This is a genomic window from Dictyobacter formicarum (assembly GCF_016587435.1).
The window spans coordinates 248,843-263,731 of record NZ_BNJJ01000007.1; the positions used below are offsets into that span (position 1 = coordinate 248,843).

Genomic DNA, 14,889 nt, shown 5'->3' on the forward strand with positions numbered 1-14,889 from the left:
CTCAGCTGATCTTTATTTAGAGAGGAACACCAAGGATGGTCGCTTACCGCAAACGCCAACAAGCCATCTTCGCCACTGTGCATACCGAAGGGGCAAATCTGCCCATGGACCTGCTACAGCGCATCGCGCAGAATGACGCCCAGATCGCCGGCCTGACCCCGGAAGCCTATCATCTGAGCGCGGAGAAACTCAACGAGGCCATCAACCGCTCCTGGATTCGTGTCCTGAACGCGTGGAATACCTTTAAGGCCATGCGGGCCAGACTGCCTGAACATGATGCCGGAACCACTTTGACCCGCGAACGCTGGCTGCTTCCCCTCTTCAGTGAGTTGGGCTATGGTCGCCTGCTCACGGCGAAGGCCGTCGAGATCAATGGCAAGAGCTACGCTATCTCCCATAGCTGGCAACATACCCCGATTCACCTGGTAAGCTACAAGGTCGATCTCGACCATATGACCAGGACCTCATCGGGAGCGCCGCGCAGCAGTCCCCATAGCCTGCTGCAAGAGTTCCTTAATCGTTCCGATGAGCACCTGTGGGGCATCGTCTCCAATGGCTTGAAGCTGCGCATCCTGCGCGATAATGTCAGCCTGACGCGCCAGGCCTATGTGGAGTTTGACCTTGAGTCGATGATGAATGGCGAGGTCTACTCCGATTTCGTGCTGCTCTGGTTGCTCTGCCATGAGTCGCGCGTCGAGGCCGAGCGCCCTGAGGAGTGCTGGCTGGAGAAGTGGTCGCGCACGGCGCAGGAGCAGGGGACACGCGCCCTGGAACAGCTGCGCGTCGGCGTCGAAAGTGCGATCCGCGACCTGGGCAGCGGCTTCCTGGCGCATGCCGCCAACCGCCAGTTGCTTGAGAAGCTGCGCAGCGGCCAGCTCGAAGCCCAGGACTACTATCGCCAGATCCTGCGCCTCGTCTACCGCCTGATCGTGTTCTTTGTGGCCGAGGACCGCGAGATCCTCTTCCATCCCGACGCGCCCACGGCGAGGCGTGAGCTCTATACCCGCTACTACTCGACCACGCGCCTGCGCTACCTGGCCGAGCAGCATATCGGCACGCGCCACACCGACCTCTTTCAAGGACTGCGCCTGGTGATGGACAAGCTGGGAGATCCCGCAGGCTGCCAGGAGCTTGGCCTGCCCGCGCTGAACGGCTTCCTGTTCTCGCGTGACGCCACAAGCGACCTCAACGACTGCGAGCTCGCCAACTACGCCCTGCTGGCGGCCATTCGCTCGCTGGCCTATACCTCCAGTGGTCAGACGCGCCGCGTGGTCGACTACAAAAACCTGGGCTCCGAAGAACTGGGCAGCGTCTATGAATCCCTGCTCGAACTGCATCCCATCCTGCACATCGAGAGCGCCAAATTTGAGCTGGACAGCGCCAGCGGCAATGAGCGCAAGACCACCGGCAGCTACTACACGCCGACCAGCCTCATCAACTGCCTGCTCGACTCCGCCCTTGATCCGGTGCTGGATGAAGCCGCCAACAAAGCCTCGAAGGAGGAAGCCGAAGCGGCCATCCTCAATCTCAAGATCTGCGATCCCGCCTGTGGCAGCGGCCACTTCCTGGTTGCCGCCGCCCACCGCATCGCCAAGCGCCTGGCGGCCGTGCGCACCGGAGAAGAGGAGCCCGCGCCAGAAGCGCGCCGCCATGCCCTGCGCGACGTCGTCAGCAAATGCATCTACGGCGTCGATATCAACCCCATGTCGGTCGAGCTCTGTAAAGTCAGCCTGTGGATGGAGGCCATCGAGCCGGGCAAGCCGCTCTCCTTCCTCGACGCCCACATCCAGTGCGGCAACAGCCTGCTCGGCACCACCCCCGCCCTGCTCAAGAGAGGGATACCTAATGAAGCGTTTGAGCCAATCGAGGGCGACGATAAAAAGGTGTGTAGCGACTTCAAAAAACTGAACAAGCGTTTTCATGAAGGGAATAGGACACTCAGAAGTGGAGAAGGGAGTGTATTTGGTTATCATCATATGCTCAGTACAGACATGGCACAACTAGATATGATGCAGGAAAATACTGTTGAACAAATCCACAACAAACAAAATCGCTATGATAAATATCAAAAATCCAATGAGTACATACACAGCAAATTGTGGGCCGATGCGTGGTGCGCGGCTTTTGTCTGGAAAAAGATCAAAGGTTATCAATACCCTTTCACTGAAGATGATTTCCGAGCGCTTGAAGAGAGCATCGATAATATCGACAATAGTAAATATGAGGAGATACAACGCCTAACTGAACAATACCAGTTTTTTCACTGGCACTTGGCATTCCCTGATGTATTCCGCATACCAACGGTGGATCAGGAGCCGGAAAACGTACAAACTGGTTGGTCCGGTGGCTTCGATGTCGTGTTGGGGAATCCACCATGGGAACATGCAGAATTGAAAGAGCAAGAATGGTTTGCAATACATAAACCTGAGATAGCCAATGCGGTGGGATCAGGGCGCAAACATCAAATAGCAGCTCTAGCCACAACTGACCCTGAGCTATTTGCAGCTTATCTCAATGCAAAACGCAAACAAAACGCTTTGAGTCACTTTATACGCAATTCAAATTACTATCCATTGTGTGGCCGCGGACGCATTAATACATATGCCATTTTTGCCGAAATCATGCGCAACGTTATGGGATCACGTGGAAAAGTGGGCTGTATTGTGCCGTCTGGAATTGCGACAGATGAACCAACAAAATTATTCATCCGAGATTTGATGGAAACGCGATCTCTTGCCTCGCTTTATGATTTCGAGAATAGAGAGGCGATTTTTCCAGGGGTTCATCGCAGCTATAAGTTCTGCTTGTTCACATTGACCGGTCCAAGTTGCCCAGCAATGAAAGGAGCGAAGTTTATTTTTTTCGCGCAGCGAGTCGAAGACCTACAAGAGGAAGAGCGCCGCATCACATTAAGTGTCAACGATATTAGGCTGTTCAATCCCAATACGCGTACCTGTCCAATTTTTCGCACCCAACGTGATCTAGCACTAACAAAAGCGATATATGAGCGAGTACCGGTGCTGATTAAAGATGGACCACCAATGGAAAATCCATGGAACATTTCTGTAAATAGAATGTTTGATATGACAGCTGCCTCACGCCTGTTCTACACGCATCAGTCATTGGAGACGGCCGGATGGCAGCTCATAGGCAACGTTTATTATAAAGAAGATGAACAATACCTGCCACTCTATGAAGGTAAGATGATCTGGCACTTTGACCATCGTTTTAGCACATATAATAACGCATCAGAAGATTTTGGTGATCTCAACCTAGCGCAGCACCAAAATCCTCATGAATTGCTTATTCCACGCTACTGGGTTCATGAATCTCACTTATCCAATTTTGCCAAAGATGGGCGCAAAGCATTGCTGGCTTTTCGGGATATAGCTCGTTCTACCGATGCCCGCACCGCTATATTTAGTATTATTCCTGCTATGCCTTGTGGTAATAGCCTTCCTATTGCATTGATTGATGCTAAATATATTCGTGAAATAACCTTTTTAGCAGCTTCCACTTCATCTTTTGTGTTTGATTATGTTACTCGTCAGAAAATTGGCGGAACGCATATGAATTCCTTTATCCTTCATCAGCTTCCTGCCCTACCCCCAAACAGCTACACAGCAGTCTGTGAGTGGGATGCAGAAGGTTCGATAGGTGATTGGATATTCCCCTACGCCCTCGAACTTATCTACACTGCTTGGGATCTTGAAGCCTTCGCAAAAGATTGTGGTTATGCCGGACCGCCATTCAGATGGGATGAAGAACGGCGTTTCCTTTTGCGATGCGAACTGGATGCAGCGTATTTTCACCTCTATGCCATTGCGCGGGGCGATGTGGACTATATCATGGATACCTTCCCCATTGTGAAACGCAAAGATGAGAAGCAGTATGGAGAATACCGCACGAAGAGCGTGATCCTGGAGATCTATGACAGGATGCAGCGGGCAATGGAGAGCGGCGAGCCATATGAGACGCTGCTGGTGCCGGGTCCGGCTGATCCGGCGGTTGCTCATCCTCCACGCACGGTAGAGGGGATCATTGGTGAACCAGCATAGCAAATGATGTGCGGGGTTTCTTTTGTCTGATCACTAAATAAAATAACATCTAAAGATATGAAGGGTTTTAAACATGAAAATGTATACATTGATTGGTGCTGATGGGAAGCCATATCAGAGTGAGCAGAAGGGTACATTTGGGGGTAATAAAGCAGGGAGAATATATGGCGGCTTCGATTGTCCAGACGCGAATCGTGCCATCGCCAAGGGTCAGTATGTCCAGCATCGCGTCTTTTTCGCCGATGAGCTAACGGCTATCCTGGCAGGCTATCGGCCCTGTGCCAGATGTATGAAAGAACGCTACCCCCTCTGGAAGCAGGCTACAAGTCAGGCACCAGGAGATAGGAAGCATGCACTACAAATCTATCGTTCGCTGTGTGGGTATTGATGCGCGCGCACAAGTCACTTTCCGCACGCCAACTATACGAAAATGATCTCGTTGGCTGGATGTTTCTCATGGCTTGAGGAAAAAGGGCATCATGGTCTATACAGAGAAGCGCTGCTGGGTCTGCAATGCGGTGATTACCTGGGGTCAGAGCGACACTGCCTGTAAAGTGCAGTGTCGCAGCCTGCTCTATGCCGAAAGCTATCGCATCGAGCGCCATAAAGAGGAGTCCTATCGCAAGAACCGTCCCTGCCGCCTGCAACTCGGCGAGTGGGCCGAAACCTTACGCCACTATAAATGGCGCTGCGCCTTCTGCAAAGGTCCTTTTGAGAGCCTGGACCATTTTGTCCCTGTGAGCCAGGGTGGCGCGACCAGGGTCGGAAACGTCGTTCCCGCCTGCCTCCAATGCCAGATCGCCAAAGGCGGCCTGCTCCCCGAAGAGGTAGAGGCCATCCCCCGAGACGTCATAGAACGCATCGCCCGTTACCTCCAGAGGCGAGCCATGCCACAGACAGGCAAAAGCCTTCCAGTTTCAAGAAAGAGTTAACCATGATATTGGTATACACTAAAGGGATATCGGAAAACACTCAAACCACTTTACTCAAACCACTTTACAGGAGGCTGGACCGACTCTCAAGGACGATTTCAAGATTCTACGCAGGGATATTGGTAAACCCAATGAACGCTATGCCATCAAGCTAACCGATCAGGGGATACAAAAAGCCATCGAATTGCAGCAAGTACTGGAAAGCAAAGGTATTGAAAACGTTCACTCAATCTGTGAACAGCTATAGACAAACACGACCACGTATGTTAGAATAGTGGCATGAAATTGATCGATTATGCAAGGCTCCAAGGCATCAGCTATCGTACGGCATGACGATGGTACAAGGCAGGCAAAATTGCTGGCCAACAGATGGACACCGGCACTATTCTGGTGACAGAACCATTGCCAGTGAAGGAGCGACCTGCCACATCCAAAGTCGCGGTGTATACGCGGGTTTCCTCATCGGAAAACAAGTCGAACCTGGACAGCCAAGCGGAACGGTTGGTTGCCTACTGTACCATGCGTGGCTATCAGGTGAGTCAAGTCGTCAAAGAAATTGGCTCTGGCGTCAATGACAATCGACCCAAGTTTCTGGCACTGCTGGCTGATCCAAGCATCGGACGTATTGTGATTGAACACCAAGATCGTGGCACGCGTTTCGGTTTTCGCTACATCGAGACATTGCTGAAAGCCTATGGGCGGGAGATTGAAGTGGTCAATCAAGCGGAGAACGGAACCGAAGACGTGCTCGCTGATCTCACCAGCATCATTTACTCATTCTGCGCCAGGTTGTATGGGCAGCGCCGAGCGAAACACAAAACGGAACAGATTGTTCAGAAATTGAAGCAGGGAAGCGATGAAGAAGCGCAAGAAACGAGCCAAGAAGGGTGAACCGCAAACCATAACGAAAGCGGTCACGCATATCGGGCTGGAAGCGGCCAATCCAGGGAAGCTCATCGCCCTGGATCAGCTTGCCGAGGTGTATCTCGAGTTGACTCAGCAGTATGTCACCCTGTTTTGTACCGATGAGGTGCCGAACGGCTTTCGGGCTCCTTGCTTTCTCACATCTCTCTCCGAGCGGTGGCATCGCAATGCGATCCAACAGGCGGCAGGCGTCGCCAAATCATGGCGGAGCAATCGGGCCAATGCCTATCAAGACTCCCTCGACGCGCTTGCGGATTACCAGGAACAAAAAGCAGACGGCACACTTGAAGAAAACGCCAAAGAACCGGAGTGGCGGGAGTGGAATGTTCCAGTCTTGCGGAAGGTGTGCATTCAAGCGAATGGCAATGTTGTCAAACTCGAAGAGGCCACCGATACCGCCTTCGACTACTGGCTCAAGGTTTCAACTCTCGACAAAGGCAATCCGCTGCTCATTCCGGTGAAGCTCGCTGGCTACCACAAAGAGCAGTTCACTGATCCCGAAACGGGCAAACGTCGCACGATCAACAGCAGCGTGACGCTGAACAAACGCAACGGGACGTGGTGGGTAACGCTGTCGTACGATGAGACGGTCGCGGCCCAGATCGATGCTGATGCACCTGTGATCGGCGTGGATGTGGGGATCGCCAACTTCATCACCACCTCAGATGGGAAGCAGTACGGATCATTCAATGGGCGTCTGAGGGAGCGCCAGAAGCGGGACCGGGAGAAACGCCGCCGGAAGGCCAAGCTCAGGAAGTGCCTGGAAAAGAAGGGCATGGCGAAGGAAAAGCGCCCATCAACGTCGAGCGCGACGGGGCAGCGGCTCATTCGTCATGTGCGACAAGAGATCAACCGAGCCGTCAACCTCTGCTTTAGCGAGCATGAGGGCTGCCAATTTGCCTACGAACAGCTTTCCGTGGCTTCCATGCGCTTCAAAGCCCGCGCTATGAATGCCTACATGCGCGCATCGAATCTTGCGCATATTCCCGCGCAAATCGAGTGGAATGCCACCAAACGCGGGGTCGCCGCAACGAAGGTCAAGAGCGCCTATTCTTCGCAAGAGTGCCACGTGTGCCATTACGCGGACCGCAAAAACAGACCGAATCAGCAGACGTTCTGCTGTCGGGTGTGCGGTCACACGGCCCACGCGGACACCAACGCCTCACAGAATATTGCGTCGCGGCTCGGCGATCAGCAATTACGCGCGTGCCAGAACCAAAAGGAAATCAAAGCCCTGCTCTTGAGCAGACATGAGCAGTGGAAGCAGAAATTCAGGTTCCTCGTAGTGGAACCTCCCGTCCAGTTGGATCTTTGGGCGTGCTCAGAGATGTCAACGGACGTAGGTTAAGGCTGGCGATGTGGGCATGGAATACCTGTCCATAAAGTTAGCAACTATTATGGCACATATCTCAGTGTGATGAGATTGCAGCCTTTCTCCACGACGCATACAATAGCCTTATAATAGGTGTTCTTTTTCTCAGCTTGCAGAGCAATTGAGCATTCCTGAAAGGAGCTCTGAGGTGGGTAAAAGCTCACGACATGTCACACCACACAAACAGGAACGGGATGGGATGCCTGCAGGGAAGTCGATTCCTCACTCCCGCTCTTTGAGGATCACACCCCACGACCAGATGCAACTTCACCAGTTGAAAGCCGTCTGGGAGTCTTTCCCAGAGGGTCTCATTGCGTGTGATCGCAACCAGAGGATTGTGCGGATTAATGCCGCTGCTTGCAAGCTCTTTGAAGTGGCTTCCGAGGCCCAATGTCAAGGAAAAGACTACCAGCAATTTCTCAAACACTACATCCATTCTGATGAGCCTTCACCATTCAGTCCCTCGGGGCAATGGCTGATGAACTTCTTCCTTGCTGGGAAAGGAGGAACCAGCCCGCCAGAACAAACGCTTCTGCTGGATCTCCCTTCCGGGCGCAAGATCTCAGTCTCTGTCCGCTCCTTTCCCGTGGTTGATCAAGAGCGCGACATAAAAGAAACCGTCTTTGTCTTCCAGGAGCTCACTCATTGTTCTCAGGCAATCTCCCACCTCCAACGTGTCCACGAGTCGATGTTGGATCTGCTCACCGCGATCGCGCAGATTCCTGAGCAGATGGATTACACCTTGCCAGAAGAGACCTTCCTCCTCTCGCCGCCGGTGCTCTTCGTGGCCCAACAGGTTGTGGATGTCGTCCGGTCTGTCCTGGATTGTCGCCGGGTGAGTATGCTCGCGCCCAGTCATCGAACGGGCCATCTGTATTTTGTCGCGGGAAGTGGCTATACCGCTAAACAAGAACAGCACTGGCGAGACATTGGGGGACGCTTCCATCCCCTAGAAGCGCTTGACGACGCCGCACTCGCTCGCCTCGGCGCCAACCAGGAGGTGGTGCTTACGACTGATCAGTTGCGCACCATTGAACGTTTCGGGAAACAACTGCCTTTTCCTGGGTATCCTCGCTCTGCATTTCCTGGCTCCGAGGCCTTTCTGTTCATTCCTCTGTTTCTGGAGCAGCAGCAGGTTGGCGTGCTGATGGTCATCAAAGCGAGTTCGGAGGGAACGTACACGCCAGAGGAGATCACGCTCGTCAAAGCAGTCACAGCGCAGACCATGCTGCTCATTGAGGGGATCCACTGTTTCTACGCGCAGGAAGGGAAAAAGAACAGAGCACTTGCCCAGCAAGAAGTGAGTCGCCTGGCTGGCGACTTTCTGACCCTGGCCACCCATGAACTGCGCACCCCACTGACGGGGATCCTGGGCAATCTGCAATTAGCACAGCGCCGATTGCGGGCCTTCAAAGGGCAGCTCGCTCGTCCGTCTGTTCAGGTCCGCGAACCCCTTGCCCATGTTCAGCAACCCCTGGCAGCCGCCTCGCAGAGTGCCCAGCTTCAGCAGCGGACGATCAATGACTTGATCGATGATGCGCGTATCCAGAGCAATACGCTCCCATTTTCCCTGAACCCTGAGGATCTGGGCACCCTGCTCAGAGAGGTGGTGGCCGAGCAGCAACACGCCGCACCAGAGCGCACCATCGTACTGGATGCTCCTTCTGCAGAACAAAGGGTACCCATCCTCGCCGATGCCGGGCGGATCAAGCACGTTCTCAACACCTACCTGACGAATGCGCTCACCTATTCTCCCCCAGGAAAACCTGTGGTGGTGCAGTTAAGCGTTGCGGAAGCACTCGCCCATGTCTCCGTCCATAACGAGGGCGCAGGCATTGCGAGAGAAGAGCTCGATCATATCTGGGAACGCTTCTATCGTGCCAAAGGCAGCGCTGTCCAGAATGAACTGGATCTGAGCTGTGGATTGCCCCTCTATTTGTGCCGGGTGTTCATTGAACGGCATCAGGGGAGCGTTGGGGTACAGAGTGCTCCTGACCAGGGAGCCACGTTCTGGTTTATCGTGCCCATCACACCGTCTCTGGGAGCGTGACACAAAAGCTCCCCATTTACCAGCTCTACAAGGAGTAGAGCAGATGGGAAGCCGTTTCTCCAGATGCTGCATGGTCCCTTCCTATGTTTCGCGCTGATTTTTCGGGTTCGCCTCAAAGCAGCATCACAAACCCATGATAGCTTCGGTCGCACCAGGCCCGGAGGCATTTCCTTGACAATAAGCTCATGTTCCAGCTATATTCTGAAGGAAGAACCTGACGAAAAGGAATAGATAATGACAACCAGACCTCTTGTTGATCCTGAGCTTGCAGCTATACTTGATCAGATCCCCACCGTAGAGCTGACTGAAGAAATCGTAAAGCAGGTGCGGGCGATGGAGCGGACAACGAGCTCTCAACAGCTTCCGAACCTCCCCACATTCCCCGACATTGAGGTGACTGAGCGCTTTGTGCCCGGTCCAGAAGGGGCACCCGAGGTGCGGGTACTGGTCTACCGACCGATCACGGTGGAGGGGCCAAGATCTAGCTTGCTCTGGATGCACGGGGGCGGATATATTATGGGGACTCCTGAGAATGAAGATCTCCTGGTAAAGAGCATGGTGTCAGCCATTGGATGTGTGGCTGTTTCGGTCGACTACCGCCTGGCTCCTGAGACACGCCATCCTGGTCCAGTTGAGGATTGTTACGCCGCTTTGAAGTGGCTGCATACGCATGCGAGCGAACTCGGAGTCGATCCGACTCGCATCGCGACTGGGGGGAGTAGCGCAGGAGGGGGATTGGCCGCTGCACTTGGGTTGCTCGCTCGTGATCGGGGAGAGATTCCCCTGGCGTTCCAACTCCTGATCGCTCCCATGCTCGATGATCGCACCTGTACGTTGGCAGAACCTCATCCATATACTGGAGAATTCATATGGAGACGGGAAAACAACCGCTTTGGCTGGACCTCCCTGTTAGGTCAGGAACCAGGCTTGCCAGATGTTTCGCCATATGCGGCAGCGGCACGCGCTGAGCATTTAGAGGGCCTCCCTCCCACCTTCATCAATGTCGGTGCCCTGGATCTGTTTTTGGAAGAAGATCTGGAGTATGCTCGTCACCTCACGCGAGCAGGGGTGCCAACGGAGTTCCATATCTATCCTGGGGCCTACCACGGCTTCAGAATGGTCGCTGACGCACAGGTGACACAGACCGCCGCCCGAGATCAGCTTGCAGCTTTGAAACGCGCCCTTGGTGATCCTAACCACTAACATGGATGTTGTTCATGCTTGCGTATCTCAAAACAGAACCGAGAGGTGAAGGATGTTCTCGAATCCTTCGCCTCTTAAAGCAAATCATCCAGGGAGGGAGTGCAACATTCAACAGTAGAAATCAGAGCCGCACGTTTTTCTGTGCGGCTCCAGGTTCCTATCGGAATGATGTGGTCTCTTTCTTTAGAGGGTGCGAAGAATCTGATGTGCAACAATGTAGCCCGATCCACCATTAATTCCATGTCCTGGCCACGTTGCTGCTCCCAGCATAAAGAGATTCGGTACTGAAGTAGCATGCCCGGGCTGACCAGGCAAAGGATTGAAGAGATAGCTTTGGGCAAGGTCGTGTGCGCCACCGTATGGGTCACCGGGTCCCTGATTCGGGCTAAACCGCGCCAATGTGTCGGGAGTAATCACAGTATGGCCGATGATCGCACTGGGAATATTCGGAATATGCCTGCTCACAAGGTCGATCACTCGCTCCGTAAAACGTTCTGTGAGATCTGGAGTCCACGTTCCATTACCTACCTCGATCAAACCGGCAGCATCACCGTCAGGGTGACATGGAACCTCGAGAACCTGGATGCGCATGATAGCCTTGCCTTCGGGAGCGCGTGATGGATCGAGGTTGGTCGGGTAGTCGACTGTAAATGTCGGCTTCGCTGGAAGTAATCCCGCCATGCTCTGAGCGATAGCAAGGGTACATCCATTGAGCCCATCAGTCAAGTGTGGCTGTCCGACACGGTTGAAGCGCTCATCTGGCCAGCGGGGAGGTTCACTGAGTGCGAGGTGAATCTGCACACAGCCACGTCCATACCTGTATTGTTTCGCCTGCGTACGCAAAGAGGCATCAACATCCGACTCCGCCAGCAGCGAGAGGTAGAGTTGATCAGGATTGGTCGATGCGACGATGGCCTGTCTGGCTTGAAACTCTTCGTGGTTAGAGGTCCGTACTTTCGAGGCTCGTCCCTGTTCCACAATGATACGGCTGACCTGTGTATTAGTGCGAATCACACCCCCTTGATCTACCACCAATTGCGCTAGCGCGCGCGCGAGCATTTCGCTACCACCTTCGGGTATTGGCATTCCAGCTCCCATCACTGCCAGGATAGCGAGTTTGACCCAGATACCACTTCCAATCTCGTCGGGAGTATGACCCAGGTGCATCACCCACGGCGCCAACATTGCACGCAATACGGGTGACTGGAAGGAATCGACGACCGTTCGCGCCGTATCAAACAACGAAGCTGCGAAAGATGAATAGCCAGGGCGATCTCCATCATGCACCAACCGTGCAATAATCTCCTTCGCCTCAGAAGAGGTAAGATCTAAGCTAAGCAGAGCGAAAACATCATTCATATAGGGGTTCAGCGAGTCCAAAAGGCGAATGAGGGTTGCCCCATCACCAGGAGCGAGCCGTTCAGCTTCTGCAACAAACGCCTCCAAAGCACATGGAAAGACAGCGGTCTGACCATCTTCCATCGAGACACCCGTCGGCAGATCGGTATTTAAATATCGTAGCCCTCTCTCTGCCAACGCACCTCCAAGATCAGCATAGGCAGGGCCAGTGAGAAAGAGTGGGTGAGCAGCTGAATACACATCGTGTTTAAACCCGGGAAGAGTCAACTCATCCGTGCGAACCAGGCCGCCTGGACGGTCGTTTTGCTCAAGTATCAGGACACTGCGCCCTGATCGGGTCAGATAGGCAGCAGCAACGAGAGCATTGTGACCGCTACCAATAAGAATAACATCGTATGTTTCCATCGTTTCCTTTCCCTTATCCTGGCTATAATGCTACCGAAAAGCCCGGTGAACAACCTCACCAATACCCCGGTGAACAACTTCACAGGTAGCGACACCCCTAACTCCTATTTCTAGGATACATAAAATCATATGTGCCGATGTAAGGAACACATTATGAAAAATGCACAAAAGATCAGCAAAACAATCCTGGACACTCCGTTGTTACTTACATGTTTTTACTGATTTTAGATGGTTACATGGCAAAAAAGATATTTTGTCCGGTGCAGTGACAGTAAAGGGAAACGAGCGAAAGTGAGTATTATAATCGAAAAAAATGCGTTCAAATGGCGCTATTTCCAGTTATACAGTATTCTTTTGCATATGAGAGCATATTTATATAATTTCTTCGCATATGCGAACTAAGAACAGCGTAACTAAAGTATAGCGTATCTTGGTGATAAAAACAATCTCTGATGTATCTTAAGTATAAATATATTGATATTAACGTCTAATTCTGCTATTATTCTTATTAAATCATATAATCATCAAGTCTGGCAGTGAAGCCTGGACCCTGGTTTCTCTCATTCGAATACTCATGACCGAAGCCGTCTTATTAGAAGATTGTGACTTGCACTATGAAAGTTTTGTGGTTATCGAGAATCTCGGGCTGGAAATCGCCCATACGCTTCCGTCCAATCGTGCGTGCTTTGCAGCTTGTCATCCAGACTGCTCCTGGGGAGTTCTGGAGCATGACGGTGTTCAACCTTGCCGTTGGAGCCGGGCCTGCGGTGCTGCTCTGGCTCGGGAAAGTCGTGATTGATCAGATCGCTTCCTTTGGTCGAACCACATCGCTGGATTGGGGGCTGCTCACCGGGAACCATGCGCCGTTGATGTGGAGCATGGTTGGCTTTGTGGTGATCAATCTCATCCTTGACAGTGTTGAGACGTTTGGCAGCTTTCAGCTCTCCTCGCTGCGTGATCAACTGAACGCGAGCAGCCAGCAACTCCTCTTCACGAAGGTTTCCAGCTTTACTGGTGTTGAGATCTTCGAGAGCCCACAGCTCCTCAATCTGATTACACTGGCTGAGAACAGCATCCCAAAACTTCAGTACCTTGCCATCGTGGTCTACAACCTGATGACAGGTGCCTTTGTCCTGGTTCCGACGATCATCCTGTCCGCGTCTCTGGCCTGGTGGGTCCCCTTGCTCATCTTCGTGGTTTCGATTCCCTCGGTGTATGTCCAACTGGACTACGAAACGCGCCAATGGAGTGTGGAGTCGGCGCAAGCAACAACGGTACGCAAAATGAATGCGCATGCCGAAGTCCTGATCAAACCCGCGTTCGCCAAGGATCTGCGCATGTATGGTCTGGCTCCCTACTTTCTGCAAAGCTGGCGAACGCTGTTCATGGCCGCCTTCGCTGAGATGCGCGCGCTTCGTCGTCAGGGGACTACCAGGACGCTCTTCTGGTCCCTGCTGAGTGGTATTGGGACAGGGCTGCCCTATCTCTTCGTCGTGCTTGAAGCGCTCCAGGGCCACTTAACCATAGGTGATGTTGCCCTCTATGCCGGACTCGTCTTTCAGGTACGTCGCAGCCTGTATATGTTGATTACCAACACCACGCAACTTCAGCAGATCTCGCTGGGGGCAAATGCGTTCTTCGAACTGCTTGACTACGAAGACACGGGGAACGCGAACGTAGCTCGTGAGAGTGAGGAAGAAAGGAGCGACAAGGTCGAGGGCGCACCTGGTATTGAGTTAATTGATGTCTCATTCACCTACCCAGGAGCTGTTCAGCCAGCACTACGCGAGATCAATCTGAGCATCGCGCCTGGCGAAACGCTGGTCATTGTCGGCGAAAACGGCGCGGGAAAGACGACCCTGGCAAAACTGCTGTGCCGGCTCTACCGGCCTTCGGCGGGGAAGATTCTCTGGAATAGCAATGACTATAGTTCCATGGATATCCATGCATTTCGCCAGAATGTAGCGGTTGTGTTCCAGGATTTTGCCCGTTTCCCTGCCACACTCAGAGAGAACATCGGGTTCGGCAGGCTCAGCGCATTATCAGATGACGAAGCAGTGCTTTCTGCAGCTGGAAAAGGAGGACTGCGTGACCTGATTACGGGTCTGCCTCGGCACCTGGAAACGCCACTGAGTAAACAACTGGACGATGGGGTGGAACTATCGGGCGGTCAGTGGCAACGCGTAGCGATCGCACGAGCACTGATGCGCCCTACAGCGCAGTTCGTCATCCTGGACGAGCCCACTGCCGCACTTGACCCACACACCGAGTATGAAGCCCTGGAAGTATTTCGCAATATGGCACAGGAGAAGACGGCGCTCATCGTCAGTCATCGGCTCGCCCTGGCACGAATCGCGACCAAGATCATTGTGATGGAGCGCGGTCAGATCGTCGAGCAAGGAACGCACGACGAATTGATGAAGGCCGGTCAAAGGTATTGGTCGATGTTCACTCGCCAGGCTTCTAGCTACCTTGAGTCAAACGCATCGGCCGAGTAAAAAAAGGGGAGTTGGGAAACAATGGAAACAAGAATGATCGTGAGTATGATCTAGACATGTTCTAGATATTGTTGTAGTATTTAGCATG

At 53.1% G+C, this 14,889-nt stretch carries 8 protein-coding genes and 1 pseudogene; 8 read left to right on the top strand and 1 reads right to left on the bottom strand.

Features of this window, described 5'->3' with window-relative positions:
- Positions 1-35 precede the first annotated feature (35 nt).
- The 7 genes and pseudogenes from JMI88_RS14250 to JMI88_RS14280 all read left to right on the top strand — a co-directional run bounded on the left by JMI88_RS14250 (position 36) and on the right by JMI88_RS14280 (position 10,539).
- Entirely contained in the window at positions 36-4,058 is a 4,023-nt protein-coding gene (locus JMI88_RS14250; RefSeq protein WP_201362531.1) for an Eco57I restriction-modification methylase domain-containing protein, read from the top strand.
- A gap of 73 nt (positions 4,059-4,131) precedes the next feature.
- Positions 4,132-4,446, top strand: a complete 315-nt coding sequence (locus tag JMI88_RS14255; protein ID WP_201362532.1) for a metal-binding protein — start codon at positions 4,132-4,134, stop codon at positions 4,444-4,446.
- Positions 4,447-4,537: 91 nt separating this feature from the next.
- The gene (locus JMI88_RS14260) at positions 4,538-4,990 is read left to right on the top strand and encodes an HNH endonuclease (RefSeq protein ID WP_201362533.1); all 453 of its coding nucleotides are present in this window, start codon (positions 4,538-4,540) and stop codon (positions 4,988-4,990) included.
- A 279-nt stretch (positions 4,991-5,269) separates the two neighbouring features.
- Positions 5,270-5,881, top strand: a pseudogene (locus tag JMI88_RS14265) (IS607 family transposase).
- Positions 5,847-7,262, top strand: a complete 1,416-nt coding sequence (locus JMI88_RS14270; protein WP_201362534.1) for a zinc ribbon domain-containing protein — start codon at positions 5,847-5,849, stop codon at positions 7,260-7,262. Before JMI88_RS14265 ends, JMI88_RS14270 begins: the two are co-directional and overlap by 35 nt.
- 172 nt (positions 7,263-7,434) lie before the next feature.
- Positions 7,435-9,336, top strand: a complete 1,902-nt coding sequence (locus JMI88_RS14275) for a sensor histidine kinase (protein ID WP_201362535.1) — start codon at positions 7,435-7,437, stop codon at positions 9,334-9,336.
- Between the two features lie 234 nt (positions 9,337-9,570).
- The gene (locus JMI88_RS14280) at positions 9,571-10,539 is read left to right on the top strand and encodes an alpha/beta hydrolase (RefSeq protein WP_201362536.1); all 969 of its coding nucleotides are present in this window, start codon (positions 9,571-9,573) and stop codon (positions 10,537-10,539) included.
- Between the two features lie 183 nt (positions 10,540-10,722).
- Here JMI88_RS14280 and JMI88_RS14285 read toward each other — a convergent pair whose 3' ends face one another.
- A complete protein-coding gene (locus JMI88_RS14285) occupies positions 10,723-12,303 on the bottom strand; it encodes a phytoene desaturase family protein (RefSeq protein WP_201362537.1) in 1,581 nt (526 codons plus the stop codon).
- Positions 12,304-13,031: 728 nt separating this feature from the next.
- On the opposite strand from JMI88_RS14285, the gene JMI88_RS14290 reads away from it, so the two are divergent.
- Positions 13,032-14,801: an ABC transporter ATP-binding protein gene (locus JMI88_RS14290; RefSeq protein WP_201362538.1), complete on the top strand. Its 1,770-nt coding sequence runs from the start codon at positions 13,032-13,034 to the stop codon at positions 14,799-14,801.
- Positions 14,802-14,889 lie beyond the last annotated feature (88 nt).